This is a genomic window from Enterobacter cloacae complex sp. SHL018 (genome assembly GCF_049237905.1).
GTDB classification, from domain to species: Bacteria; Pseudomonadota; Gammaproteobacteria; order Enterobacterales; family Enterobacteriaceae; genus Enterobacter; species Enterobacter hormaechei_C.
This window is the reverse complement of sequence record NZ_JBMKJE010000004.1, coordinates 164,949-191,696: the sequence shown is the minus strand read 5'-3', so window position 1 is coordinate 191,696 and position 26,748 is coordinate 164,949. Positions and strand designations below refer to the sequence as shown.

Annotated in this window: 23 protein-coding genes; 11 read left to right on the top strand and 12 right to left on the bottom strand. The window is 56.3% G+C overall.

What is annotated here, in order from left to right; all coding sequences use genetic code 11:
• Positions 1-23 precede the first annotated feature (23 nt).
• The gene (gene crr, locus ACOTY5_RS16495; protein WP_003861316.1) at positions 24-533 is read left to right on the top strand and encodes a PTS glucose transporter subunit IIA; all 510 of its coding nucleotides are present in this window, start codon (positions 24-26) and stop codon (positions 531-533) included.
• Positions 534-577: 44 nt separating this feature from the next.
• On the opposite strand, the gene pdxK is transcribed toward crr, so the two are convergent.
• The 10 genes from pdxK to ACOTY5_RS16445 form a co-directional block, all read right to left on the bottom strand.
• A complete protein-coding gene (gene pdxK / locus ACOTY5_RS16490; RefSeq protein WP_015572224.1) occupies positions 578-1,414 on the bottom strand; it encodes a pyridoxine/pyridoxal/pyridoxamine kinase in 837 nt (278 codons plus the stop codon).
• A gap of 5 nt (positions 1,415-1,419) precedes the next feature.
• Complete coding sequence (cysM, locus tag ACOTY5_RS16485) at positions 1,420-2,331, bottom strand: cysteine synthase CysM (RefSeq protein ID WP_421631976.1); 912 nt, start codon at positions 2,329-2,331, stop codon at positions 1,420-1,422.
• A gap of 118 nt (positions 2,332-2,449) precedes the next feature.
• Positions 2,450-3,544 carry a sulfate/thiosulfate ABC transporter ATP-binding protein CysA gene (gene cysA / locus ACOTY5_RS16480; protein ID WP_017692966.1) on the bottom strand — a complete coding sequence of 365 codons (1,095 nt, stop codon included), beginning with the start codon at positions 3,542-3,544 and terminating at the stop codon, positions 2,450-2,452.
• The gene (cysW, locus tag ACOTY5_RS16475; RefSeq protein WP_003861305.1) at positions 3,534-4,409 is read right to left on the bottom strand and encodes a sulfate/thiosulfate ABC transporter permease CysW; all 876 of its coding nucleotides are present in this window, start codon (positions 4,407-4,409) and stop codon (positions 3,534-3,536) included. Before cysW ends, cysA begins: the two co-directional genes overlap by 11 nt.
• Positions 4,409-5,242 (bottom strand): sulfate/thiosulfate ABC transporter permease CysT, encoded by an 834-nt coding sequence (gene cysT / locus ACOTY5_RS16470; RefSeq protein WP_003861303.1) that lies wholly within the window; start codon positions 5,240-5,242, stop codon positions 4,409-4,411. Before cysT ends, cysW begins: the two co-directional genes overlap by 1 nt.
• The gene (locus ACOTY5_RS16465; RefSeq protein ID WP_045141732.1) at positions 5,242-6,255 is read right to left on the bottom strand and encodes a sulfate ABC transporter substrate-binding protein; all 1,014 of its coding nucleotides are present in this window, start codon (positions 6,253-6,255) and stop codon (positions 5,242-5,244) included. Before ACOTY5_RS16465 ends, cysT begins: the two co-directional genes overlap by 1 nt.
• 176 nt (positions 6,256-6,431) lie before the next feature.
• Positions 6,432-7,331, bottom strand: a complete 900-nt coding sequence (locus tag ACOTY5_RS16460; protein ID WP_017383480.1) for a Dyp-type peroxidase — start codon at positions 7,329-7,331, stop codon at positions 6,432-6,434.
• A 92-nt stretch (positions 7,332-7,423) separates the two neighbouring features.
• A complete protein-coding gene (locus tag ACOTY5_RS16455) occupies positions 7,424-7,999 on the bottom strand; it encodes an RpoE-regulated lipoprotein (RefSeq protein ID WP_015572220.1) in 576 nt (191 codons plus the stop codon).
• 63 nt (positions 8,000-8,062) lie between these two features.
• Positions 8,063-8,512 (bottom strand): DUF2919 domain-containing protein, encoded by a 450-nt coding sequence (locus tag ACOTY5_RS16450; RefSeq protein WP_023304181.1) that lies wholly within the window; start codon positions 8,510-8,512, stop codon positions 8,063-8,065.
• The gene (locus ACOTY5_RS16445; protein WP_003861292.1) at positions 8,499-8,924 is read right to left on the bottom strand and encodes a GNAT family acetyltransferase; all 426 of its coding nucleotides are present in this window, start codon (positions 8,922-8,924) and stop codon (positions 8,499-8,501) included. The genes ACOTY5_RS16450 and ACOTY5_RS16445 overlap by 14 nt, the downstream gene beginning before the upstream one ends.
• 212 nt (positions 8,925-9,136) lie before the next feature.
• On the opposite strand from ACOTY5_RS16445, the gene amiA reads away from it, so the two are divergent.
• The gene (gene amiA, locus ACOTY5_RS16440) at positions 9,137-10,012 is read left to right on the top strand and encodes an N-acetylmuramoyl-L-alanine amidase AmiA (RefSeq protein ID WP_015572219.1); all 876 of its coding nucleotides are present in this window, start codon (positions 9,137-9,139) and stop codon (positions 10,010-10,012) included.
• Positions 10,012-10,911: an oxygen-dependent coproporphyrinogen oxidase gene (gene hemF / locus ACOTY5_RS16435; RefSeq protein WP_023295114.1), complete on the top strand. Its 900-nt coding sequence runs from the start codon at positions 10,012-10,014 to the stop codon at positions 10,909-10,911. The genes amiA and hemF overlap by 1 nt, the downstream gene beginning before the upstream one ends.
• 84 nt (positions 10,912-10,995) lie before the next feature.
• Here hemF and maeB read toward each other — a convergent pair whose 3' ends face one another.
• Positions 10,996-13,275, bottom strand: coding sequence for an NADP-dependent oxaloacetate-decarboxylating malate dehydrogenase (maeB, locus tag ACOTY5_RS16430; RefSeq protein WP_023295115.1), 2,280 nt, complete (start codon positions 13,273-13,275; stop codon positions 10,996-10,998).
• A gap of 286 nt (positions 13,276-13,561) precedes the next feature.
• Here maeB and tal point away from each other — a divergent pair, with 286 nt between their 5' ends.
• On the top strand, positions 13,562-14,512 hold the full coding sequence (gene tal / locus ACOTY5_RS16425) for a transaldolase (protein WP_015572217.1): 951 nt from the start codon (positions 13,562-13,564) through the stop codon (positions 14,510-14,512).
• 19 nt (positions 14,513-14,531) lie between these two features.
• Entirely contained in the window at positions 14,532-16,520 is a 1,989-nt protein-coding gene (gene tkt, locus ACOTY5_RS16420; protein ID WP_045141733.1) for a transketolase, read from the top strand.
• Between the two features lie 87 nt (positions 16,521-16,607).
• Here the strand turns inward: tkt and ACOTY5_RS16415 are convergent, their stop codons facing one another.
• Positions 16,608-16,940, bottom strand: a complete 333-nt coding sequence (locus tag ACOTY5_RS16415; protein WP_017383485.1) for a tRNA-binding protein — start codon at positions 16,938-16,940, stop codon at positions 16,608-16,610.
• A 138-nt stretch (positions 16,941-17,078) separates the two neighbouring features.
• Between ACOTY5_RS16415 and ebgR the strand changes: the two genes are divergently transcribed.
• The 6 genes from ebgR (at position 17,079) to ygjK (ending at position 26,692) form a co-directional block, all read left to right on the top strand.
• Complete coding sequence (gene ebgR / locus ACOTY5_RS16410) at positions 17,079-18,062, top strand: transcriptional regulator EbgR (protein WP_015572215.1); 984 nt, start codon at positions 17,079-17,081, stop codon at positions 18,060-18,062.
• A 146-nt stretch (positions 18,063-18,208) separates the two neighbouring features.
• Positions 18,209-21,292 carry a beta-galactosidase subunit alpha gene (gene ebgA / locus ACOTY5_RS16405; RefSeq protein ID WP_045141734.1) on the top strand — a complete coding sequence of 1,028 codons (3,084 nt, stop codon included), beginning with the start codon at positions 18,209-18,211 and terminating at the stop codon, positions 21,290-21,292.
• Positions 21,289-21,738 (top strand): beta-galactosidase subunit beta, encoded by a 450-nt coding sequence (locus ACOTY5_RS16400; protein ID WP_015572213.1) that lies wholly within the window; start codon positions 21,289-21,291, stop codon positions 21,736-21,738. Before ebgA ends, ACOTY5_RS16400 begins: the two co-directional genes overlap by 4 nt.
• 53 nt (positions 21,739-21,791) lie before the next feature.
• Positions 21,792-23,228 (top strand): amino acid permease, encoded by a 1,437-nt coding sequence (locus tag ACOTY5_RS16395; protein ID WP_421631975.1) that lies wholly within the window; start codon positions 21,792-21,794, stop codon positions 23,226-23,228.
• Positions 23,229-23,266: 38 nt separating this feature from the next.
• Positions 23,267-24,325, top strand: coding sequence for a protein YgjJ (gene ygjJ / locus ACOTY5_RS16390; protein ID WP_017692955.1), 1,059 nt, complete (start codon positions 23,267-23,269; stop codon positions 24,323-24,325).
• Between the two features lie 15 nt (positions 24,326-24,340).
• Positions 24,341-26,692: an alpha-glucosidase gene (gene ygjK, locus ACOTY5_RS16385; RefSeq protein ID WP_045141736.1), complete on the top strand. Its 2,352-nt coding sequence runs from the start codon at positions 24,341-24,343 to the stop codon at positions 26,690-26,692.
• The last annotated feature ends 56 nt before the right edge of the window (positions 26,693-26,748 follow it).

The following is a 26,748-nucleotide window of genomic DNA, read 5'->3' as shown; positions in this document are numbered from 1 at the left end:
AATTTACTGCTTAGGAGAAGATCATGGGTTTGTTCGATAAACTGAAATCTCTGGTTTCTGATGACAAGAAAGACTCCGGAACTATTGAGATTGTTGCTCCGCTCTCCGGCGAGATCGTCAACATCGAAGACGTGCCGGATGTAGTGTTTGCTGAGAAAATCGTTGGTGATGGCATTGCTATCAAACCAACTGGCAACAAAATGGTTGCTCCAGTTGACGGCACCATCGGTAAAATTTTTGAAACCAACCATGCGTTCTCTATCGAATCCGATAGCGGTATCGAACTGTTCGTTCACTTCGGTATCGACACCGTTGAACTGAAAGGCGAAGGCTTCAAGCGTATCGCAGAAGAAGGCCAGCGCGTTAAAGTTGGCGACCCGGTAATTGAATTCGATCTGCCGCTGCTGGAAGAAAAAGCGAAGTCTACCCTGACTCCGGTTGTTATCTCCAACATGGACGAAATCAAAGAACTGATCAAACTGTCTGGCAGCGTCACCGTGGGTGAAACCCCGGTTATCCGCATTAAGAAGTAATTCTTGCCGCACAGAAAAATGGCGCCTTCGGGCGCCATTTTTGTTTATGCCGGCAGGATAAGCTCGTCATAGCCTTTCGACTGCGTATAGATCATAACGTCAGTCACCCGATCGCCCGCCATGCGAATGGCATCGGCAACGGTTTTCCCTCCCACAATGCCGCTGACCAGCTCCGAACAGAACAGATCGCCCGTTCCTTTCAGATCCGTCTCTACGCGCGGGTGCGCGCTTACGGTAACACCTTCTTCGCTCACCAGCACAACGTGGATATTCTGCGGATCGTCAGACACTGGCGCACTGGTGATCGCTACCCATTTCAGCGAGTCGGACAGCAGCCCCTGCGCGGCGGCAATGGCGCTCTCCGGCGTACGGCACGGTTTGCCGCTCAGCACTTCCAGTTCATACACGTTGGGCGTAATGCCCTGGGCCAGCGGGAGCAGATGCTCACGGTAGGCTTCAGGAATATCCGGCTTCACGTACATCCCGCTATCGATATCCCCAATTACCGGGTCGACCAGCACCAGCAGATCGGGATGTTGCACTTTGATTGCCTTCAGCCACTGCGCCAGCAGCGCGATCTGGCTGGCGCTGCCCATATAGCCGGTGGTGACCGCTTTAAGCTCGCGCAGGATCTCGCGCTCTTCCAGCGCCTTAAGGTAGCCGCTGAACCACTCGTCCGGGATCACCCCGCCGTAGAAGGTGTCGTAGTGCGGCGTATTGCTGAACAGCACCGTTGGCACGGCGGTAACGTTCAGCCGGTGGGTGCGAATATTCGGCACCGCGATGCTGTTTCCCACGCTGCCGTACACCACCTGCGACTGAACGGCGACAATATCGGTTTGCTGCGCCCGGGTGTTATCCCGGAATAAAATCATCTCCATGACGCTTAAATCCCCGCCCCCTGCGAATAACTCTCTTCACCAAAGACGCCGGTAGACAGATAACGGTCGCCGCGATCGCAAATAATCGCTACGACCACCGCCCTCGGCGTGGACTCAGCCACCCGGATCGCACCCGCTACGGCACCGCCAGAGCTGACGCCGCAGAAGATACCTTCACGCACGGCCAGCTCACGCATGGTATTTTCCGCCTCGCGCTGATGAATATCCAGCACCTGGTCCACAAGCTGCGCATTAAAGATGCCCGGCATATACTCCGCCGGCCAGCGGCGGATGCCCGGAATACTGCTCCCCTCTTCCGGTTGCAGGCCGACAATCGTCACCGGCTTCTCCTGTTCGCGCAGAAAGCGTGACACACCGGTGATCGTGCCCGTGGTCCCCATGCTGGAGACAAAGTGGGTGATGCGCCCGTCGGTTTGGTGCCAGATTTCCGGGCCGGTGGTGGTGTAGTGCGCGTACGGGTTGTCCGGGTTGTTGAACTGGTCGAGGAGCTTGCCTTCCCCGCGCTCCGCCATCGCTAACGCTAAATCTCGCGCCCCTTCCATCCCCTGCTCTTTGCTCACCAGAATCAGCTCGGCTCCATAGGCGCGCATGGCGGCCCGGCGCTCCTGGCTCATGTTATCCGGCATCAGCAGCTTCATGCGGTAGCCTTTCAGGGCGGCAATCATTGCCAGCGCGATACCGGTATTTCCGCTGGTGGCCTCAATGAGCACGTCGCCTGGCTTAATTTCACCGCGCTTCTCGGCCTGGACAATCATCGACAGTGCCGCCCGGTCTTTCACCGACCCCGCCGGGTTATTGCCTTCGAGTTTGACCCAGATTTCGCTGCCGTTATCGGGCCCCATGCGCTGAAGCTTGACCAGAGGGGTGTTGCCGATGGTGTGTTCGAGTGTATTCACGATTTTTACTCAATAAAAAAGCCGGGTGGCGCTTAGCTTACCCGGCCTACAAGACGCAGTGATAACTGTAGGCCCGGTCGGCGCAGCGCCACCGGGCGATAAACATACTAATAACCTATCAGGCTGACTCCGCCAGAGCAATATCCTCGCGCGTCTCAATGCGCTCGTTACCGTGATAAATGCGCGCGTGTTGCAGCCCGACAAACAGGCGCTCCCCCCGGTACGGCGGCACGTCGTCACGCATAACCACGGTCAACGGCTCGGTGTACCAGCCCAGGGGCTGTACCACTAATTGGGTGTAGTGCCCTTTAGGGCTAGCTTCCAGCACCTGCACCGGAAGCGGTGAATCCAGGCTGGTACGGCGGCTGACGTCCACTTCCCACGGACGCAGGAACAGATCCACCGGCCCCTGATGCGCGGAGGTATACCCCAGCGGCCAGCGGTGCGCGCCAACGTGGAACTGACCGCCGCGAATGGTGCCCTGAAGGCGGTTTACTTCCCCCATAAACTCCAGCACAAAGCGGGTCGCCGGTTCACGCCAGAGCTGCTCTGGCTCGTCAACCTGCTCAATGTTGCCCTGACTCATCACCACCACGCGATCGGCCACTTCCATCGCCTCTTCCTGATCGTGGGTCACGAAAACGCTGGTGAACTGGAGTTCCTCATGCAGCTGACGCAGCCAGCGGCGCAGCTCTTTTCGCACCTGTGCATCCAGCGCGCCAAACGGTTCGTCCAGCAGCAGGATTTGCGGTTCAACGGCTAACGCACGCGCCAGCGCCACGCGCTGCTTCTGCCCGCCGGAAAGTTGAGCCGGGAAGCGGTCCGCCAGATGCGCAAGCTGCACCATCTCCAGCAGTTTGGTCACTTTCGCTTTGATGGCGGCGGCATCTGGACGTTCACGACGCGGCAGCACGGTCAGGCCAAACGCGATGTTGTCGAATACCGTCATGTGGCGGAACAGCGCATAATGCTGAAATACAAAGCCCACTTTACGGTCGCGGGCGTGCAGGCGGCTAACGTCCGTACCGTGGAAGCGAATATGTCCGCTGGTCTGGTGTTCAAGCCCGGCGATAATACGCAGCAGCGTGGTTTTACCGGAGCCAGACGGCCCCAGCAGCGCCACCATTTGTCCGGAAGGGATATCCAGCGAGATATCATTCAGCACCTGGGTGCGACCAAAAGACTTCTTAATATTGGCAATCTCAATGCTCATGATTTCCCTCCTGATGCTGACGTTTTTCCTGATTCTCTAAACGCCACTGCACCACACTCTTCAAAAACAGGGTCAAAATCGCCATCAGCGTCAGCAACGCTGCGGCAGTAAAGGAACCGACGGTGTTGTAGTCCTGTTCCAGTAATTCAATCTGTAACGGCAGCGACAGGGTTTCGCCGCGAATCGAGCCGGATACCACCGACACCGCGCCAAACTCACCGATCGCACGGGCGTTGGTCAGCACCACGCCGTAAAGCAGTGCCCAGCGGATATTCGGCAGCGTGACGCGGCGGAACATCTGCCAGCCGGAAGCGCCGAGCAGCACCGCGGCTTCATCTTCATGGCTGCCCTGGCTGAGCATCACCGGCACCAGCTCGCGCACCACGAACGGACAGGTGACAAAGACGGTCACCAGCACCATCCCCGGCCAGGCGAACATGATTTGCAGGTCGTGCTCATCCAGCCAGCCGCCCAGCGGGCCATTGGAGCCGTAGAAGAGCAGATAAACCAGACCCGCTACCACCGGAGACACCGCAAACGGGATATCCAGCAGGGTCAGCAACAGCTGACGCCCCGGGAAGTTAAAGCGCGTTACCAGCCAGGCCAGCAATACGCCAAACACCAGATTCACCGGGACGGTGATGAGGGCAATCATCACCGTCAGCCAGATGGCGTGGAGCATGTCCGGATCGGCCAGGTTTTGCAGCGCGGGCATAATCCCTTTGCTGAAGGCCTGCACGAAGATGTACACCATCGGCACGACGAGAATGAATGCGGAGACCAGCACGCCGGTACCAATCAGAAACCATTTGCCCCAGTTGATGCGGGGCGCGTCATAGCGCTTCAATTGCGTAACTTCCGCCATCAGTGACCTACCACACGTCGACCAAAGCGACTTTGCAGAGTGTTAATCGAAAACAGTAGCAGCAGCGACGCGGCAAGGATCACCGAGGCAATCGCGCTCGCCGCCGGATAATCAAACTCCTGCAAACGGACAAAAATCATCAGCGAGGTCACTTCGGTTTTCCACGCGATGTTCCCGGCGATAAAAATGACCGCGCCAAATTCACCGAGGCTGCGGGTAAAGGAAAGCGCCACCCCCGCCAGCAAGGCCGGAGAAAGTTCCGGCAGCACAACCTTACGGAAACTCTGCCAGCGCGTGGCGCCCAGGGTTTCCGCGGCCTCTTCGTATTCGGGGCCTAACTCTTCCAGCACCGGCTGCACGGTACGTACCACAAACGGGATGCTGGTAAAGGCCATCGCCACCGCGATACCGAGCCAGGTATAGGTCACTTTAATATCAAACTTCGCCAGCCATTCGCCGTAAAACCCGTTCACCGAGAACAGCGACGCCAGCGTCAAACCGGCCACCGCAGTAGGCAGCGCAAACGGCAGATCCATCAGCGCGTCAAGCAGCGTACGCCCCGGAAAGCGGTAGCGGGTTAAGATCCACGCCATCAGCAGGCCAAACACGCCGTTAAAAATCGAGGCCACAAACGCCGAAAGCAGCGTCACTTTGTAGGCCGCCACCACCTGCGGATTGGTGACCACTTCCCAGTACTGGGACCAGCTCATCTCAGCGAGCTGCATCACCAGAGCGCTGAGCGGTAACAATAAAATCAGACAGACGAACAGCAGGCTGGTCCCGAGGCTTAAGGTAAAACCCGGCAGCACACGTCTTGTTGATCCTGCAAACATTACTTACGCCCCGCCGCCAGCAATTTGTCTAACTCACCGCCGCTGGCAAAATGCGTTTTCATCACCTCAGGCCAGGCGCCGAAATGATCTTCCACGCGGAACAGCTCGGTCTGCGGGAATTTGTCTTTCAGCTTGTTCATCACGTCCGGATTATTAACGCGGTAGTAATAGTCAGTAATCACCGTCTGCGCCTGCGGGCTGTACAGATAGTTGAGATAGGCTTTTGCCGCTTTCTCTGTGCCGTTGGCTTTGACGTTTTTATCCACCCACGCCACCGGGAACTCGGCCAGAACGTTGGTTTTCGGGATAACCACTTCGAAGCCCTGCGCTTCGTACTGTTTACGAATATTGTTCACTTCGGATTCAAAGCTGATCAGCACATCGCCCAGCCCGCGCTCGGCGAAAGTGGTGGTTGCGCCCCGGCCGCCGGTGTCAAACACTTCGACATTTTTCAGGAACTGGGTCATAAACTGTTCGGTTTTCGCTTTATCGTTACCGTCAGCTTTGTCCGCCGCGCCCCACGCCGCCAGATAGGTATAACGCGCGTTGCCGGAGGTTTTCGGATTCGGGAAAATCAGCTTGACGTCAGAACGCACCAGGTCGTTCCAGTCGTGAATGTTTTTCGGGTTGCCCTTGCGCACCAGGAAGCCCATGGTGGAGTAGAACGGCGAACTGTTGTTCGGCAGGCGGCTTTGCCAGTCCGCCGGGATCAGCTTGCCTTTGTCGTGCAGGATCTGCACGTCCGTGACCTGGTTGTAGGTCACCACATCCGCTTTCAGCCCCTGCAAAATGGCCAGCGCCTGCTTGGATGAGCCAGCGTGCGACTGTTTGATGGTCAGCTTGTCGCCGTTGTTCTCTTTCGCCCACTGCTGTTCAAATGCGGGATTAAGGGCGGCAAACAGCTCGCGTGAAACATCATAAGAACTGTTCAGCAACTCGGTTGCCTGCGCCTGCGCCACCAGCAGTAAACCTGCCAGTGCCAGCGATCCTTTTTTCAGTACATTAACGGCCATTGCGCACCCTTATAAATGTGATGACTATCTTATAGTCATAATATTTATAACGGAGTCTAAAGGAGTAACGGTTTTATATACCGTTTGGTGATTTAGAAGCAGAAAAGGGAATAAGGGGTGCGGGAGAAATTGCCGGGTGGCGCTAACGCTTACCCGGCCTGCGAATGGAGAGCGATTTACAGCGCCAGCAGGCGCTCAACGGACGGCGCAAAGTAGTAGCCGCCGGTCACCGGACGGGTGAAGCGCAGCATGGCGTCACGCTTGCCGTCGGTATCGCCAAACATGCTCAGCAGCTGCTGTTCGATGTTGTAGAGGCGTGCACAGTAAGCGCAGAAGTACAGGCCGTGCGTACCGCTCGCGGTGCCGTACGGCAGGCTCTGGCGAACAATCTTCAGCCCCTTACCGTCTTCTTTAAGGTCAACGCGGGTCAGGTGGGACGTGACCGGACGCGCATCGCCGTCAATCTCTTCATTGGCGTCTTTGGTGCGGCCAATCATCATCTCCTGGTCATGCACGCTCATGCGGTTAAGCTGCCTGAGGTTATGCTCCCAGCGCTGGACGAACACGTAGCTGCCGCCTGCGTCCACGCCATCCTTGATTACAGCCACCTCGCGACGCGTCTCTTCCCCGGCCGGGTTTTCCGTACCGTCGACGAAGCCGCTCAAATCGCGCTCTTCCACCCAGCGGAAACCGTGGATCTCTTCCTGCACGTCGATGCTGTCACCAAAGGCCTCAATCGCTGCCTGAGCGACGGAGAAATTCACGTCATGGCGCAGGGAGAGGATATGAATCAGGACGTCATACTGGGTGGCGGGCGCAAGACCTTTGCCATAAGGAATAAAGTCTTTCAGCTCTTCTGCGCCTTCGCCGCCGCTCAGCTGACGCCAGACGGTGTTGCCAAAGGCAACCACCGCGCCCAGATGGGCTTCGGGGAATTTGGCCTGAAAGGTGGCCAGTTTATCAACGAAAATTTTGCTGGCCGCGCGCAGGGCATCCACGTCCCCTTTGACGTTGGCTTCAATCCAAATCGCCGCGCGGCAATGTTCTGGCAAAATGCCACTCTGAACCTGAGACATCGCTCCTCCTGAAAAAAAGATGCCACGACAGCGTGGCATTGATGGCGGCTATTATACCTGGATTTCAGCGAGGCGGCTTGCTCAGGCGCAAATTACTGCTTCCAGATAATTTTGCTCACTTTCCACTTTTTCAGGGTGTCGTCAGAGGGCATTAACCCTTCCGGACCGTTCCAGGTGCCGCTGAATACATAGCTAATGTGCTGGCTGCCGTCGGCCTTACACTCGACCGCCACGCTGTCATCCGACGGCACGCTGGCGCAGTGGCCAAACGCTTTCTGATAGAGTTCGCCAAACGGCGTACCTACCTTCACGCCACCTGAGGTCGGGATCTCTTCATCCATCACCGCAATGCGGTTGACCGTACCTTTATCGCCGTTGATGACCATCGCCACCTTGTCGTCTTTCAACGCTTCGAAATAGCGCACGATGTTGCCGTTCTCGGTTTTCATGCCGCTGCGCAGGCGATAATCACTGCCGATGGCCTCCTGAATGGCATCCTGATCCAGCGCCGTCGAGGCGGTGATTTTGCCCACGCCCTGCTCGGTCACTTCCGTTGAGGAGCCAAACCAGTTCCACGGATAGGCCGCAGACCAGTTGATGGATGAGAGCGTGGAACAGCCGGTTAACGCCAGCGGGAGAGCGCATAAAAGTAAACGCAGCGATTTCATTGAGACGTCCTTACGTAATAAATCAACGCTTGTTGGAGTGCAGTATCGGCAAAAAGTGCCGTTTTAATCTGACTCTTGCGTAAAACAGGCGCGTAAACGGGGGTTCGTGACCAGCCACAGCAGCGCGACAATATCCGCCACCACCAGCGCAATCCCGATACCGGAAAGCGGCTCGCCGTACAGCCAGAGCACGGGCTGCCAGATCAGGAGCACAACCTGCGCCAGAATCAACAGCCAGCGAAGCGCGCGCCAGAAGCGCGGGAGGAACTGCCGCCGACCGCTGCACAGGAACGCCAGCACCGCCGGTACACCGGGCAGTAACCCCAGCCAGAACGCATCGTGATCGGGATAAAAGAGATTCAGTAGCGTATCGCCCTGCCCGCGTGACGCGCCAGCCATCACGAACAGCACCCAGGTGCGGGCCTGCAACAGCAGAACGCACCAGAATAAAAAAGGCAGACGCAGACGACCGTGAACATCATAGTCGCCAGGGTGGAACTCAGTACTCTTCATCTTCGATCAGGCGCTTACCCAGCGTCAGTACATCCGCGTGCTCGTAGCCCAGACGTTCATACATGCCCAGCACCACGTCGTTATCTTCCCGCACCATAATCTGGATTTTCGGGCAGCCACGGGCGATCAGTTTCTTTTCCAGACGGTTAAGCAGCGCGTTGGCGATGCCGCGCGCGCGATATTCCGGGTGCACGCCCAGATAGTAGGCCGACCCGCGGTGGCCGTCGTACCCGCCCATTACCGTCCCGACCACCTCGCCGTTGACCTCAGCGACCAGAAACAGACTGACGTCGTGATTCACCTTCCGTTCGATGTCCATTTCCGGATCGTTCCACGGACGCAGCAGATCGCAGCGCTCCCAAAGGGTGATCACCTCTTCGAAATCTTCCTGGCGAAAAACGCGTATCTCCATGGTATTAACCGCCTTTTCGGGTTTAAAAACAGTGATTATGGCGTGAACAGGGCATTTAGCCAATAACCGGGGAAAAACTCGCCAAAATTTGGCATAATGTCACTTTGTCACGTATTGAAATGAAAAGTAAAACAATTCTCAATAAGGAATGTCGTCACGCAAAACGCGATACGATATAACACCAGGACCCCAATTTTTACAATTCAGGCCGCATGAGCACATTCAAACCATTAAAAGCACTCACATCGCGTCGTCAGGTTCTCAAAGCGGGGCTGGCGGCCTTAACGTTAACAGGCATCGCAAAGCAGGCTCAGGCAAAAGAAGAGAGCTCGCTTAAAACCAGTAACGGACACAGCAAGCCGAAAACCAAAAAAGCCGGGGCAAAGCGTCTGGTCATGCTCGATCCGGGCCACGGCGGGATCGACACCGGCGCCATTGGCCGAAACGGGTCGAAAGAAAAACACGTCGTGCTGGCAATTGCAAAAAATGTGCGCGCAATTTTACGCAGCAACGGCATTGACGCCCGCCTGACGCGCACGGGCGACACGTTTATCCCGCTGTACGATCGCGTGGAAATTGCCCATAAGCACGGCGCTGACCTGTTTATGTCCATTCACGCGGATGGCTTCACAAACCCTTCCGCCGCAGGCGCATCGGTGTTCGCCCTCTCCAACCGTGGCGCCAGTAGCGCCATGGCGAAATACCTCTCCGATCGCGAAAACCGGGCGGATGAAGTGGCCGGGAAAAAAGCCACCGACAAAGACCATCTGTTGCAGCAGGTTCTGTTTGATCTGGTACAGACCGATACCATCAAAAACAGCCTGACGCTCGGCTCGCATATCCTTAAACGGATTAAGCCCGTGCACCGTCTGCACAGTAAAAGCACCGAGCAGGCCGCGTTTGTGGTGCTGAAGTCCCCGTCCATTCCGTCCGTGCTGGTTGAAACCTCGTTCATTACCAACCCGGAAGAGGAGCGTTTACTCGGCACCACGGCGTTTCGTCAGAAGATCGCGAACGCTATCGCCTCCGGGGTCATCAGTTATTTCAACTGGTTCGATAATCAAAAAGCGCACTCCAGGAAACGTTGATGAAACCGAATGCACAGCTGGTCAAAACTTTCCTGATGCAGCTACAGGACGCGATTTGCCAGAAACTGGCCGCCGCAGACGGCGGTGAATTCCAGGAAGATGCCTGGCAGCGCGAAGCGGGCGGCGGCGGGCGCAGCCGCGTGCTGCGTAACGGTGGCATTTTTGAACAGGCCGGGGTCAACTTCTCCCACGTCCACGGTGATGCAATGCCGGCGTCCGCCACGGCGCATCGGCCTGAACTGGCGGGCCGCAGCTTCGAGGCGATGGGCGTCTCGCTGGTGGTGCATCCGCATAACCCGTTTGTGCCAACCAGCCACGCCAACGTGCGCTTTTTCATCGCGGAAAAACCGGGGGCCGATCCGGTCTGGTGGTTTGGCGGCGGTTTCGACTTAACGCCTTACTATGGCTTCGAAGAGGACGCCGTGCACTGGCACACCACCGCGCGCGACCTCTGCCTGCCGTTTGGCGAAGACGTTTACCCGAAATACAAAAAGTGGTGCGATGATTATTTCTATCTGAAGCATCGCGACGAGCAACGCGGCATCGGCGGGCTGTTCTTTGACGATCTCAACACGCCGGATTTTGATACCGCGTTCAGCTTTATGCGCGCAGTGGGTGAAGGCTTTACCGATGCCTATCTGCCGATTGTCGAACGCCGCAAAAACACCGACTACGGCGTTCGCGAGCGTGAGTTCCAGCTGTACCGCCGCGGGCGTTACGTGGAGTTTAACCTGGTATGGGATCGCGGGACGCTGTTTGGCCTGCAAACCGGTGGGCGCACGGAGTCCATTCTGATGTCGATGCCGCCGCTGGTGCGCTGGGAATACAGCTTTGAACCCAAAGAAGGCAGCCCGGAGGCTGCCTTGCGTGATTTTATTCGGGTTCGGGACTGGGTGTAACCCCCTCACCCCTGCCCTCTCCCAAAGGGAGAGGGAGTATAAATTCCCTCTCCCTTTGGGAGAGGGTTAGGGTGAGGGTAAAAATTACAGCGGCTGCGTCTGTGCCTCAACCACCGCCAGCGCCACCATGTTGACGATACGACGCACGGAGGCAATCGGCGTTAATACATGTACCGGTTTTGACACCCCCATCAGCACTGGCCCTACGGTCACCCCTTCAGAACTCGACACGCGCAGCAGGTTATAGCTGATACGCGCCGCTTCTACGTTCGGCATAATCAGCACGTTCGCGGAGCCTTTCAGCGGGCTGTCCGGCATACGTTCATTACGAATGCTCTCCACCAGCGCGGCGTCGCCGTGCATCTCGCCGTCGATCATCAGTTCCGGCGCACGCTCGCGCACCAGGTCCAGCGTCTGGCGCATTTTGCACGCCGCCGCGGATTTGGATGACCCGAAGTTAGAATGCGACAGCAGCGCCACTTTCGGTTCGATACCAAAGCGGCGCACGGTTTCCGCCGCCATCACGGTTATTTCCGCCAGTTCGTCCGGGGAAGGATCGTCGTTGACGTAGGTATCGGCGATAAAGGTGTTCCCGCTTGGCAGCAGCAGCGCGTTCATTGCGCCGGCAGTATGGACACCCTCGCGATAGCCGAAGATCTCCTGCACCACGCTGAAATGCTCATGGTACTCGCCGATGGTCCCGCAGATCAGCGCATCCGCCTCACCGCGGTGAACCATGATCGCGCCGATCACCGTGGTGTTGCTGATCACCGCCCGCTGCGCCTGCTCCTGGGTGATCCCCCGACGCTTCATAATCGAATAGTATTCGTTCCAGTACTCTTTGAAGCGCGGATCGGATTCGTTATTGACGATCTCAAAGTCGACGCCCGGCTTAATTTGCAGGCCCAGCTTCTGAATACGCATCTCGATCACGCTCGGACGACCAATCAGGATCGGTTTCGCCAGCCCTAAGGTGATCAGCTCCTGAGTGGCATGCAGCACGCGCGCCTCTTCCCCTTCCGCCAGCACCACGCGCTTCGCGTCAGCGCGCGCCTGGGAGAAGATCGGCTTCATAAACAGGTTGGTTTTGTAGACGAACTCGGTGAGTTTATCGACGTAGGCATCGAAATCTTCAATCGGCCGCGTCGCCACGCCAGAGTCCATCGCCGCTTTGGCCACCGCTGGCGCGATCTTCACGATCAGACGCGGGTCAAATGGTTTAGGGATAATGTAGTCCGGGCCGAAGCTCAGATCCTGATCGCCGTAGGCGGAGGCCACCACTTCGCTCTGCTCGGCGTGCGCCAGCTCTGCGATAGCATGAACGGCGGCAAGCTTCATCTCTTCGTTGATTGCCGTAGCGCCAACGTCCAGCGCACCGCGGAAGATGAACGGGAAGCAGAGCACGTTGTTCACCTGGTTCGGGTAGTCCGAACGTCCGGTACAGATGATCGCGTCTTCACGCACTGCCTTCGCCAGCGGCGGCAGAATTTCCGGCTCCGGGTTCGCCAGGGCCAGGATCATTGGCGCGCGCGCCATCTTCTGCACCATTTCCTGGGTCAGTACTTTCGGGCCTGAACAGCCGAGGAAAATGTCGGCACCTTCAATGACGTCTTCTAGCGTGCGCTTGCCGTCGTCTTCCACCGCATAGGCCGCCTTGGTTTCCGCCATGTTTGGCTCGCGGTCTTTGTAAATCACGCCTTTGGAGTCGCAGACCACGATGTTGTGTTTCTGCATGCCCAGCGCCACCAGCAGGTTCATACAAGCGATGGCCGCGGCTCCAGCGCCGGAGACCACCATGCGCACGTCGGAGAGGTTTTTCTCCACCACACGCAGACCGTTCAGAATGGCGGCGGTACTGATAATCGCCGTGCCGTGCTGGTCGTCATGGAACACGGGAATGTTCATACGCTCGCGCAGCTTCTGCTCGATATAGAAACATTCCGGCGCTTTGATGTCTTCCAGGTTGATGCCGCCGAAGGTCGGCTCCAGCGCCGCCACCACGTTGATGAATTTATCCGGGTCCAGTTCGTCCACTTCGATATCAAAGACGTCGATACCGGCAAATTTCTTAAACAGAACGCCCTTCCCTTCCATCACCGGCTTACCGGCCAGCGCGCCAATGTTCCCTAACCCCAGTACCGCCGTACCGTTAGAGATAACGGCCACCAGGTTGCCACGGGCGGTGTATTTGTACGCTGCCAGCGGATCTTTTTCGATTTCAAGGCACGGGGCAGCTACGCCTGGCGAGTAGGCCAGCGCCAGATCGCGCTGGGTCGCCAGCGGTTTGGTCGGGGATACCTGGATTTTACCCGGAACAGGAAACTCGTGAAAATCGAGAGCGCTTTGTTTTAACTGATCATCCATCTTGTTATTCCTTTCACGTTTCGGTCAAAAAGGGTGATGTTGACGTTCCTATGCACACCCTGGTGTGCCGCATAGTATCGCCGCAGGCAGGCTCCTAAACTTTGAAGGCTGCCAAACTCTCACCATTGCAGAATAAAAATTGTTATCAATTTATAACAGCCATGTTACCCGTCTCAGACAGCAATGCCTCCCCCGTCTGCTATGCTTTTTTGTTAAGTCCATCATGATTTTCTCAGAAGTGTGACCTGACGCACTCGACTAACTCTTTTATTTCCAAGGAGTAATTATGAACCAGCTAGACGGCATCAAACAATTTACCACCGTGGTTGCAGACAGCGGCGACATCGAATCGATTCGTCACTACCAGCCGGAAGACGCGACCACCAACCCCTCGCTGCTGCTCAAGGCGGCCGGTCTTGCGCACTTTAGTCATCTGATTGATGACGCCCTTGCCTACGGCAAACAGCGCGGTAAAACGCAGGAGCAGCAGGTCGCCGAAGCCAGTGACAAGCTGGCGGTCAATATCGGTGCGGAAATTCTTAAAAGCATACCGGGACGCGTCTCCACCGAAGTGGATGCCCGCCTCTCATTCGACCAGGAAAAGAGCATTAGCAAGGCTCGCCGCCTGGTGGAACTCTACCAGGAGCAGGGAATCGATAAATCACGCATCCTGATCAAGCTTGCCTCCACCTGGGAAGGCATCCGCGCGGCGGAAGTGCTGGAGAAAGAGGGGATCAACTGTAACCTGACGCTGCTGTTCTCCTTCGCCCAGGCGCGTGCCTGCGCCGAAGCGGGCGTGTTCCTGATTTCACCGTTTGTCGGACGTATCTACGACTGGTATCAGGCGAAACAGCCGATGGATCCGTATGTGGTGGACGAAGATCCCGGCGTGAAATCGGTGCGTAATATCTACGATTATTACAAGCAGCACCGCTACGAGACCATCGTGATGGGGGCCAGCTTCCGCCGCACCGAGCAGATCCTCGCGCTCGCGGGCTGCGACCGGCTGACCATCTCCCCTGACCTGCTGAAAAAGCTTCAGGAGAGTGAAGAGACGGTGATCCGCAAGCTGGTGCCAACCTCCACCGTTCTGCCAAAACCAAAACCCATGACCGAAGCGGAATTCCGCTGGGAGCACAATCAGGATCCAATGGCCGTGGAAAAACTGGCGGACGGCATCCGTCAGTTCGCCGTCGACCAGCGCAAACTCGAAGATCTTCTCGCCGCCAAACTTTAACCTTGCCACGGAGTGAACTATGTCCCGTAAAGAGCTCGCCAACGCCATTCGCGCCCTCAGCATGGATGCCGTACAAAAAGCCAATTCCGGCCACCCTGGCGCCCCCATGGGTATGGCTGATATCGCCGAAGTGCTGTGGAACGACTTCCTGAAGCACAACCCTACCGATCCGACCTGGTACGACCGCGACCGTTTTATTCTTTCCAACGGGCACGCCTCGATGCTGCTCTACAGCCTGCTGCACCTTTCCGGCTACGATCTGCCGCTTGAGGAATTAAAAAACTTCCGCCAGCTGCACTCCAAAACGCCGGGCCACCCGGAGATCGGCTATACGCCGGGCGTTGAAACCACTACCGGCCCGCTGGGCCAGGGGCTGGCGAATGCGGTTGGCCTGGCGATTGCCGAACGTACGCTGGCCGCGCAGTTCAACCAGCCCGACCACGAGATTGTCGATCACTATACCTATGTCTTTATGGGCGACGGCTGTCTGATGGAGGGGATCTCTCACGAGGTCTGTTCTCTGGCGGGCACCCTGGGGCTGGGCAAGCTGATTGGCTTCTACGATCACAACGGCATCTCCATTGACGGGGAAACCGAGGGCTGGTTTACCGACGACACGGCGAAACGCTTTGAAGCCTATCACTGGCACGTGGTGCACGAGATCGGCGGTCACAATCCTGAGGCGGTGAAAAAAGCGATTCAGGAAGCGCAGAGCGTGAAGGACAAACCGTCCCTGATCATCTGCCGCACCACCATCGGCTTCGGCTCGCCGAACAAAGCGGGCAAAGAGGAGGCGCACGGCGCGGCGCTGGGTGAAGAGGAAGTGGCGCTGACCCGCCAGAAACTGGGCTGGAAACACCCGGCCTTTGAGATCCCAAAAGAGATCTACAAGGCCTGGGATGCTCGCGAAACAGGTGAAAAAGCGCAGCAGGCCTGGAACGAGAAGTTTGCCGCCTACAAAAAAGCGTATCCGGAGCTGGCGGCTGAGTTTACCCGCCGCATGAGCGGCGGCCTGCCGGAAGACTGGGAAGAGAAAACCCAGGCGCTGATTGAAAACCTGCAATCCAACCCGGCGAAAATTGCCACCCGTAAGGCATCACAAAACACCCTTAACGCGATTGGCCCAATCCTGCCCGAACTGCTGGGCGGCTCGGCGGATCTGGCGCCAAGTAACCTTACCATCTGGTCCGGCTCTAAATCCCTGAAGGAGGACATTGCCGGGAACTACATCCACTACGGCGTGCGCGAGTTCGGGATGACCGCCATTGCCAACGGCATCGCCCACCATGGCGGCTTCGTGCCGTACACCGCCACCTTCCTGATGTTTGTCGAATATGCCCGTAACGCGGCGCGTATGGCGGCCCTGATGAAGGCGCGGCAAATCATGGTGTACACCCACGACTCTATCGGGCTGGGTGAAGATGGGCCGACGCACCAGGCGGTAGAGCAGCTGGCGAGCCTGCGCTTAACGCCAAACTTCAGCACCTGGCGTCCTTGCGATCAGGTGGAAGCGGCAGTGGGCTGGAAGCTGGCCGTAGAGCGTCATAACGGACCCACGGCGCTGATCCTGTCGCGCCAGAACCTGGCGCAGATCGAGCGCACGCCGGAGCAGGTGAAAAATATCGCCCGCGGCGGGTACATCCTGAAAGACAGCGGCGGCAAGCCAGACGTGATCCTGATCGCCACCGGTTCCGAGGTGGAAATCACGGTAAAAGCGGCGGAGAAACTGACCGCCGAGGGTCACGCGGTGCGCGTGGTTTCACTCCCTTCAACGGATATCTTTGATGCTCAGGATGAGGCGTACCGCGAATCGGTGCTGCCTTCAAACGTCGCGGCGCGCGTGGCGGTTGAAGCTGGCATTGCCGACTACTGGTACAAATACGTGGGCCTGAAAGGGGCAATTGTCGGGATGCATGGTTACGGTGAATCCGCCCCGGCCGACAAGCTGTTCCCATATTTCGGCTTTACCGTTGAGAACGTGGTGGAGAAGGCGCTAAGCGTGCTGTAGTGCTTTTGCCGGGTGACGCTGTCGTTTACCCGGCCTGCGGTTCGAGGCTTTGTAGGCCGGGTAAGGCGTAGCCGCCACCCGGCTTTTTCACACCACTCTTACCCCTGCCGCCATCACCCGCTCCGGCGTTAATAACACACTTTCTCGGGCGTCATCGGTTTCCGCGCAGAGCAACATGCATTCAGATGTTTCACCGCGCATTTTAGCCTTTGCCAGGTTACACAACACCACCACCGTTTTGCCCATCAGCTCCTCTTCCCGGTAATACGGCACCAGGCTGGTGACGGTTTGCAACGTTCTGTCTCCCACCTCTATCTGCGCAATATAGAGCTTGTCCGCATTGGCGTGACGTTTAACGTCAACAATCTTCCCCACGCGGATCTCGAGCTTTGCAAAATCATCGTATGCTACCGTTTCCACTTTTGCCTCCTTGGTAAAATTTTACTAAATACTAACACGGTAACTGGCGAGAGCAACAGGGATGTTATTTACTAAAAATTAATGCATGTCCGAACGCATCCTTTACAATAAGCTATCTCGTGGGGAATAAGGACAAACATGGCAACGCTGAAAGACATCGCGACAGAAGCTGGCGTCTCGCTGGCAACGGTATCCCGGGTTTTAAACGATGACCCGACGCTGAATGTGAAAGAAGAGACGAAACACCGCATTCTGGAGATTGCCGAGAAGCTGGAATACAAAAGCACGACCTCCCGTAAAATGCAGTCTGTCGCTGCCGGTCAGCAACATATTCTGGCGCTCTACAGCTACCAGCAGGAACTGGAGATCAACGACCCTTACTATCTTGCCATTCGCCACGGCATTGAGACGCAGTGCGAAAAACTGGGGGTCGAACTGAGTAACTGCTACGCTAATGCCACCCTGCCGGAGCTGAAAAAGCTCACCGGGGTGTTGATTGTAGGCAAACCCTCCCCTGCGCTTCGACGTGCGGCAATGTCGTTGACCGACAACGTCTGTTTTATCGACTTTCACGAGCCAGGCAGCGAGTACGATTCTGTCGATATTGACCTTTCGCGCATCAGCAAGCAGATCGTGGATTTCTTTATTGCTCAGGGAGTTAAGCGGATTGGCTTTATCGGCGGCGAAGATGAGCCAGGCAAGGCTGATATTCGGGAAGCCGCCTTCGTGGAGTACGGGCTCCTGAAAGGGGTGGTATCGGAACAGGACATCTGGCGCGGCGGTTTTTCCAGCTCGTCCGGTTATGAACTGGCAAAAATCATGCTGGCACAACAGTGCTGGCCTTCCGCCTTGTTCGTGGCCTCCGATTCCATCGCCATCGGGGTGTTACGCGCCATCCACGAAAAAGGGCTGGCGATCCCGGAAGATATTTCACTGATCAGCGTGAACGACATTCCAACCGCCCGCTTTACCTTCCCGCCTCTTTCCACCGTGCGCATTCACTCTGAAATGATGGGCAGCCAGGGCGTTAATCTGCTGCTGGAAAAGGCCCGCGATGGCCGCGCGCTACCGCTTCAGGTCTTTGTCCCGAGCGTACTGAAGCTGCGCGGCACCACCCGCTGATTTCCACCTGTAAACTCTCCCGCCGGGCACGCCCGGCTTTTTTAATTTCGTGATCGAGTTAAAGCAAATCGGTTTTACTGATTTTATTTAGTAAAATATTTACTAAAATCTCCAGCAATGATGTTTTACCCCTACAGGGAGATCACATGAATCGCTGGGAAAATATTCAACTCACGCATGAAAACCGGCTCCCGCCACGTGCGTACTTCTTCTCTTATGACACCGTTTCCCGGGCGCGCACGTTTGCGCGTGAAGCCAGCAGCCACTTTCTGTCGCTAAGCGGAAAGTGGAACTTTCGCTTCTTCACGAACCCGCTGCTTGTCCCGGAAAACTTTACCTCAGAATACATGGCCGACTGGGGCGATATTACCGTGCCGGGCATGTGGCAGATGGAAGGTCACGGTCAGTTGCAGTACACCGACGAAGGCTTTCCTTTCCCGGTGGACGTACCATGGGTGCCGTCAGACAACCCGACCGGGGCATACCAGCGCTGGTTTACGCTTTCTGAAAGCTGGCAAGAGAAACAGACCCTTATCAAGTTTGACGGCGTCGAAACCTATTTCGAAGTCTACGTGAATGGCCGCTATATAGGCTTTAGCAAAGGCAGCCGACTGTCTGCCGAGTTTGATATCAGCGATGCGGTACACAGCGGGCAAAACCTGTTGTGCGTGCGGGTTATGCAGTGGGCAGATTCCACCTACATTGAGGATCAGGACATGTGGTGGACGGCGGGGATATTCCGCGACGTCTACCTGCTGGGAAAATCACTCACGCATGTCCGCGATTTCACGGTTAAAACCACCTTCGACGAGGCATACCGGGATGCCACCCTCTTCTGTCAGCTTGAGCTGGAAAACCTTGCAGCACGCCCTGGCTGTGTTCAACTGGATTATACCCTGTACGACGGCGAGACAGTGCTGCACAAGGGAACAACCGACAACCTGACCGTCAGCGAGCGTGCGGAAACCGCCTTCAGCATTGAGGTGAGGCAACCCCGCCAGTGGTCCGCTGAATCGCCGGATCTTTATCATCTGGTCATGACTTTAAAAGATAACCATGGCCAGACGCTGGAAATCATCCCGCAGCGCATCGGGTTTCGGGATATCAAGGTGAAAGACGGCCTGTTCTACGTTAACAACCGTTATCTGAAGCTGCACGGCGTCAATCGTCATGACAACGATCATCTGAGGGGCCGCGCGGTGGGGATGGATCGCGTGGAGCGCGACCTGATCCTGATGAAGCAGCACAATATCAACTCGGTACGTACCGCCCACTACCCGAACGACCCGCGCTTTTACGAGCTTTGCGACCTGTACGGCCTGTTTGTAATGGCTGAAACGGATGTGGAGTCTCACGGCTTCGCCAACGTCGGCGACCTGAGCCGCATTACGGACGATCCGGTGTGGGAGCCGGTCTACGTTGAGCGCATCGAACGCCATATTCACGCGCAGAAAAATCATCCGTCGATCATCATCTGGTCGCTCGGAAACGAGTCCGGCTACGGCTGTAACATCCGCGCGATGGCCCGTGCGGCAAAAGCGCTGGATGATACTCGCCTGCTTCACTACGAAGAAGATCGCGACGCCGAGGTGGTGGACATTATCTCCACCATGTATACCCGCGTACCGCTGATGAATCTGTTTGGCGAATACCCGCACGCCAAACCGCGCATTATCTGCGAATACGCCCATGCGATGGGCAACGGTCCCGGCGGGTTGACCGAGTATCAGAACGTGTTCGATCGGCACGACTGCATTCAGGGGCATTATGTCTGGGAGTGGTGCGACCACGGTATTCAGAAAACAGACGCCAGCGGCAATATCTGGTACGCCTATGGCGGCGACTTCGGTGATTACCCCAATAATTACAACTTCTGCCTCGACGGGCTGATCTACTCCGATCAAACGCCCGGGCAAGGTTTGCGTGAGTACAAGCAGGTGATCGCCCCGGTCAAACTGCGCTGGCAAAACGGTGAGCTGCACGTTGATAACCGCTTATGGTTCACCAGCCTGGATGATTACACCCTGCTCACGGAGGTGCGTGCGGAAGGTGAAACGCTGCACAGCGAGCCACTGAACATCACCGGGTTGGCCCCCAACAGCTCCCGCAGCGTCAGTCTGCACGTGCCGGAACTGGACGAGCGCGAAGCGTTCCTGACTGTACGTATCATCAAAAACAGTCCCACGCGCTACAGCGAGGCCGGGCACGAGATCGCGGTGTATCAGTTCCCGTTAAAAGACCGCACGGCACGCCCGACATCGTTTATCAACACCAGTGCCACTCCGCTGCGTCTGGAGGAAGATCGCCTGAGCTGCACCGTGACCGGGCATAACTTCCGCGCGAGCTTCTCTAAAGTATCGGGAAAACTCAGCGCCTGGCAGGTGAACGGTGAGGAATACCTTACCCGTGAGCCGAAGATTAACTTCTTCAAGCCCATGATTGATAACCATAAGCAGGAGTATGAAGGGCTGTGGCAGCCGTATCATTTCCAGATCATGCAGGAGCATCTGCGCGGTTTCGAGGTTGAGCCGCATAACGATGCGGTCATCGTCACCACCCGTACCCTGATTGCCCCGCCAGTGTTTGATTTTGGCATGCGCTGTACCTATCGCTGGCGCATCGCCGCCGACGGGCAAATCAACGTTGAGCTAAGCGGTGAGCGCTACGGCGAGTACCCGCACATCATTCCGTGCATCGGCTTTACGCTTGGCATCAACGGCGGTTTCGATCAGGTGAGCTACTACGGGCGAGGGCCGGGTGAAAACTATCCGGACAGCCAGCAGGCCAGCACCATCGACCTGTGGCACACCACGGTTGATAAGATGTTTGAAAATTATCCGTTCCCGCAAAACAACGGCAACCGTCAGCAGGTGCGCTGGGCCTCCCTCGCGGATCGTCATGGCAGCGGCGTGCTGGTCGTACCGCAACAGCCTCTCCACTTCAGCGCCTGGCACTACACGGCTGAGAATATTCACGCCGCACAGCACTGCAACGAACTGCGCCGCTGCGATGACATCACGCTTAATCTTGACCACCAGGTGCTTGGCTTAGGCTCCAATTCCTGGGGAAGTGAGGTACTGGAGAGCTGGCGCGTCTGGTTCAGTCCGTTCCGCTACGGCTTCACATTGCTCCCGCTCAATGGCGGCCGCATCGCCTCGATGGCGCTGGCACGCCAGCAATTCGGCACCGGTTTCTTCTCCATGGATTTGCACAGCGAGGCAGACAAATGATCGTTCTTGAGAGCCTGGAACAGTTTCAACAGCATTACCGCACGGGTCGCAAATGGCAGCGCTGCTCAGAAGCCATTAACAATATCGATAATATCTCGCCCGGCGTAGCCCATTCGATTGGCGATTCGCTGGCCTACCGTGTGACCAATGATGCCAGCACCGACGCGCTGTTTGTCGGGCATCGCCGCTATTTCGAGGTGCATTACTACCTTCAGGGCGCGCAGAAAATTGAATATGCCGCCAAAGATGCGCTTCAGACAGTGGAGTGTTACCGCGATGAGACCGATCGAGAATACCTGAAAGGCGTGGGTACCACCGAACAGGTGCGCGAGGGGCAGATCGTAATTTGTGAGAACCATGAGGCGTATCGCTTTATCAGCGAGGAGCCGGTCAAAAAAGTCATTCTCAATGTGACCATCGAAGACGGTTATTTCCATAACAAATAAAAAAACGAGCGGTGCCAATGAAGCACCGCTAGCCTCTTACCCGGAGAAACGTTATGTCTGAAACCACCAAACGCAATACCATCGGCAAATTCGGCCTGCTGTCGCTGACCTTTGCCGCCGTGTTTAGTTTTAACAACGTGATCAATAATAATATCGAACTCGGACTTGCCTCCGCGCCGATGTTCTTTTTAGCAACCCTGTTCTATTTTATCCCGTTCTGCTTAATTATCGCTGAGTTTGTTTCGTTGAATAAAAACTCAGAAGCTGGAGTTTATGCCTGGGTAAAAAGTTCATTCGGCGGGCGCTGGGCATTTATTACCGCTTATACATACTGGTTCGTGAATTTATTCTTCTTCACCTCGTTATTACCGCGCGTCATTGCCTATGCCTCTTATGCCTTTCTTGGCTATGAGTACATTCTCACACCATTTGCCACAACGGTGCTAAGTATGGTGCTGTTCGCCTTCTCAACGTGGGTCTCCACCAACGGGGCGAAGATGCTGGGGCCAATTACGTCTGTAACCTCCACGCTGATGCTGCTGCTGACGCTCTCTTACATTCTGCTGGCGGGCGCGGCGCTAATGGGTGGGGTGCAGCCCGCTGATCCGATTACCGTCGACGCGATGATCCCGCATTTTAACTGGGCATTCCTCGGCATTACCACCTGGATATTTATGGCTGCCGGGGGCGCGGAATCCGTCGCGGTGTACGTAAACGATGTGAAAGGCGGTTCGAAATCTTTCGTTAAAGTGATCATCCTGGCGGGGATCTTTACCGGCGTGCTGTACTCCATCTCCTCGGTACTGATCAACGTCTTTATCAGCAGCAAAGCGTTGAAGTTTACCGGGGGTTCGGTGCAGGTGTTCCACGGTCTGGCGGTGTGGTTTGGCCTGCCGGAAGTGTTGATGAACCGTTTCGTCGGTCTGGTTTCCTTTACCGCCATGTTCGGTTCCCTGCTGATGTGGACGGCGACGCCGGTCAAAATCTTTTTCTCGGAGATCCCGACCGGCATTTTTGGTCCGAAAACCGTGGCGCTGAACGAAAACGGCGTACCGGCGCGCGCGGCCTGGATCCAGTATTTGATTGTGATCCCACTGATGATTATCCCGACCATGGGCTCCAGTACCGCGCAGGAGCTGATGAACACCGTCATCAATATGACCGCCGCAGCCTCAATGTTACCGCCGCTGTTTATTATGCTGGCCTACCTCAACCTACGTCGTAAGCTCGATCACCTGCCGCGCGATTTCAGGATGGGTTCACGAACCACGGGTATAACCATAGTGTCGATGCTGATTGTTATTTTCGCCATTGGTTTTGTGGCATCCACTTTCCCTACCGGTGCCAATATTCTGACGATTATTTTCTATAACGTCGGTGGCATTGTTTTATTCCTCGGATTTGCCTGGTGGAAATACAGCAAATACGTAAACGGATTATCAAAAGAACAACAAAAAATTGAAGCATCACCTGCCTCGAATATTAACTGAAATAAAAGGCATGGATTTTATCTCATTGGGATGAGTTTATGAAAATTAAACAAAAAACATTTTGGGCACTCGCTGCCCTCTCTTTCTGCTGCCCTGCTATTGCCGCAGAAGATGCCCGGCCCGCTGAACATGACGATACCAAAACACCGGCAATAACCTCCCCGTCATTTCGTTTTTATGGCGAGATGGGCGTCGGTGGGTATATGGATTTAGAAGGTCAGGATAAACATAAATACAGCGACGGCACTTATATTGAGGGCGGTCTGGAGATAAAACAGGGGAACTGGTTCGGCCTGATTTACGGCGAAGGCTGGACCGTACAGGCGGATCATCAGGGCAACGCCTGGGTGCCCGATCACAGCTGGGGCGGGTTTGAAGGTGGGATTAACCGCTTCTACGGCGGTTACAAAACCGATAACAGCACCGAGATCATGCTCAGCCTGCGCCAGGACTCGTCTCTCGATGACCTGCAATGGTGGGGCGATTTTACGCCGGATCTGGGTTATGTGATCCCCAACACCCGCGACATCTTGTACGCACTAAAGGTGCAAAACCTCTCCGGCAACCTGCGCTATAGCGTCACCGCCACGCCAGCGGGTCACCATGACGAAAGCAAGGCCTGGCTGCACTTCGGCAAATACGATCGTTATGACGACAAATATACCTATCCGGCAATGGCGAATGGCTATATTCAGTACGACATCATGAAAGATGTCACCTGGATGAACGGTCTTGAAATTACCGACGGTACAGGCCAGCTCTTTTTAACAGGCGTTTTGACACCCAACCTGGCGGCACGCGCGTGGCATCATACCGGACGGGCAGATGGACAGAACGTCTCCGGCACGGAGAGCGGATTTATGGTCAGCGCCATGGTGGAAGCCCTGAAAGGCGTTTATCTCTCCACTGCTTACAGCTACGCGAAACATCGTCCGGACGATGCGGCTGAAAAAACTACCTCGTTTATGCAGTTCGGGATCTGGTACGAGTACGGCGGCGGGCGTTTTGCCACCGCTGCCGACAGCCGCTTCTATATGAAAAATGCCTCCGGCGACCCGAGCGATCAGGTCTTCCTGATGCAATACTTCTACTGGTAAAAAGGATCTACCACCATGAAATACGTCCTCACGCCGCTGGCCTGCGCGCTGGCGCTCAGTTTTTCGGCTCACGCCGCCACCGCAACTGACTTCAAAAACGTCATCAACCGTACCGGCGCGCCGCTCTTCATGCAGGATTTCGACTACGACGACCACCAGCGGTTTAATCCCTTTTTTGATATGGGTGCCTGGCATGGGCATTTGCTGCCGGACGGGCCGCAGACCCAGGGCGGATTTCCCGGCGTAGCGCTGCTCACCGAAGAGTACATCAACTTTATGGCGACGAATTTTGATCGCCTGTCCGTTTACCAGAACGGTAAAAAAGTGGATTTCACCCTTGAAGCCTACAGCCTCCCTGGCGCGTTGGTGCAGAAACTGAGCGCCAGGGATGTTCAGATCGTGATGACGCTGCGCTTTGCTTCTGCGCGTACTTCGCTGCTTGAAACCCGTATTACCAGCAAAACGCCGCTGGAGCTGGTGTGGGACGGCGAGCTGCTGGAAAAACTGGAGGCCAAAGAGGGCAAGCCGCGTTCGGATAAAACCATCGACAGCGCATATCCTGATTATCAGCGTAAAATTGTAGCCACGCGCGACGGCCTGAAGGTGACCTTCGGCAAGGTACGCTCCACCTGGGATCTGCTCACCTCCGGCAGTTCCGAATATCAGTTACACCGCTCTCTTCCTGCCGAGACCACCGTTGACGGACATCGCTTTACCAGCCGGGCACAGATTTCCGGCAGCACCACGCTGTACACTACCTACTCCCATCTGCTGAACGCCGATGACGTCGCGCGTGAACAGCCGCAGATCCGCGACATTCTGGCGCGTCCGGCCTACTTTATGGCCGCCTCGCAAGCGCGCTGGGAGAGGTATTTACAAAAAGGGTTAACCAACCCGCACGCGACACCAGAACAAACGCGCGTGGCGGTGAAAGCCATCGAGACGTTGAACGGTAACTGGCGTTCGCCAGGCGGCGCGGTGCGTTTTAACACGGTGACGCCCTCCGTAACCGGACGCTGGTTCTCCGGCAACCAGACCTGGCCGTGGGACACCTGGAAACAGGCATTTGCCATGGCGCATTTCAACCCGGAGATCGCCAAAGATAACATCCGCGCGGTCTTCTCCTGGCAGATCAAACCCGACGATCCGGTGCGCCCGCAGGATACCGGATTTGTGCCGGATTTAATCGCCTGGAACCTGAGCCCGGAACGAGGCGGCGACGGCGGTAACTGGAACGAGCGTAACACCAAGCCGAGCCTGGCGGCATGGTCGGTGATGGAGGTGTATAACACCACGCAGGATAAAGCCTGGCTTGCCGAGATGTATCCAAAACTGGTTGCCTATCACGACTGGTGGCTGCGTAACCGCGATCATAACGGCAACGGCGTGCCGGAGTACGGTGCGACGCGTGATAAGGCCCATAACACCGCTACCGGCGAGATGCTGTTCACGGTGAAAAAAGGTGATAAAGAAGAGTCGCTTTCCGGCCTGAATAACTACGCACGGATAATCGATAACGGCCAGTACGACGGCCTGGAGATCCCCGCGCAGGTGGCCGCCTCGTGGGAGTCCGGGCGCGATGATGCCGCCGTATTCGGATTTATCGATAAAGCGCAGCTGGATAAGTACGTTGAAAACGGCGGGAAACGCAGCGACTGGACGGTTAAATTTGCCGAAAACAGGAGTAAAAAAGGCGATCTGTTAGGGTATTCCTTATTACAGGAGTCCGTTGACCAGGCAAGCTATATGTACAGCGACAATCACTATCTGGCGCAGATGGCGAGCCTGCTGGGTAAAGAGCAGGAGGCCAGCCACTATCGCCAGTTGGCAGATAAGCTCGCAACCTATATCAATACCTGCATGTTCGATGCGAAAAGCGGGTTTTACTATGACATTCGTATCGAGGATAAGTCGCTGGCGAACGGCTGTGCGGGCAAACCTATCGTCGAGCGCGGTAAAGGGCCGGAAGGCTGGTCTCCGCTGTTTAACGGTGCCGCGACGCAGGAACATGCGGATGCCGTGGTCAAGGTGATGCTGGATCCGAAGGAGTTCAATACCTGGGTACCGCTCGGCACCGCCGCGCTGACAAACCCGGCGTTCGGCGCAGACATATACTGGCGCGGCCGGGTCTGGGTCGATCAGTTCTGGTTTGGACTAAAAGGCATGGAACGTTACGGCTATCGTGAGCAGGCGCAAACCCTCGCCGAAACCTTCTTTAAGCATGCGAAAGGGTTAACCTCGGACGGCCCGATTCAGGAGAACTATAACCCCCTGACCGGAGCACAGCAGGGCGCACCTAACTTCTCCTGGAGCGCGGCGCATTTGTATATGCTGTATAACGACTTTTTCCGTAAGAGCGATCGGTGATGCCCTCGTGCCCGGTGGCGGCTACGCCTTACCGGGCCTACGGTTCTAAAAAGTAG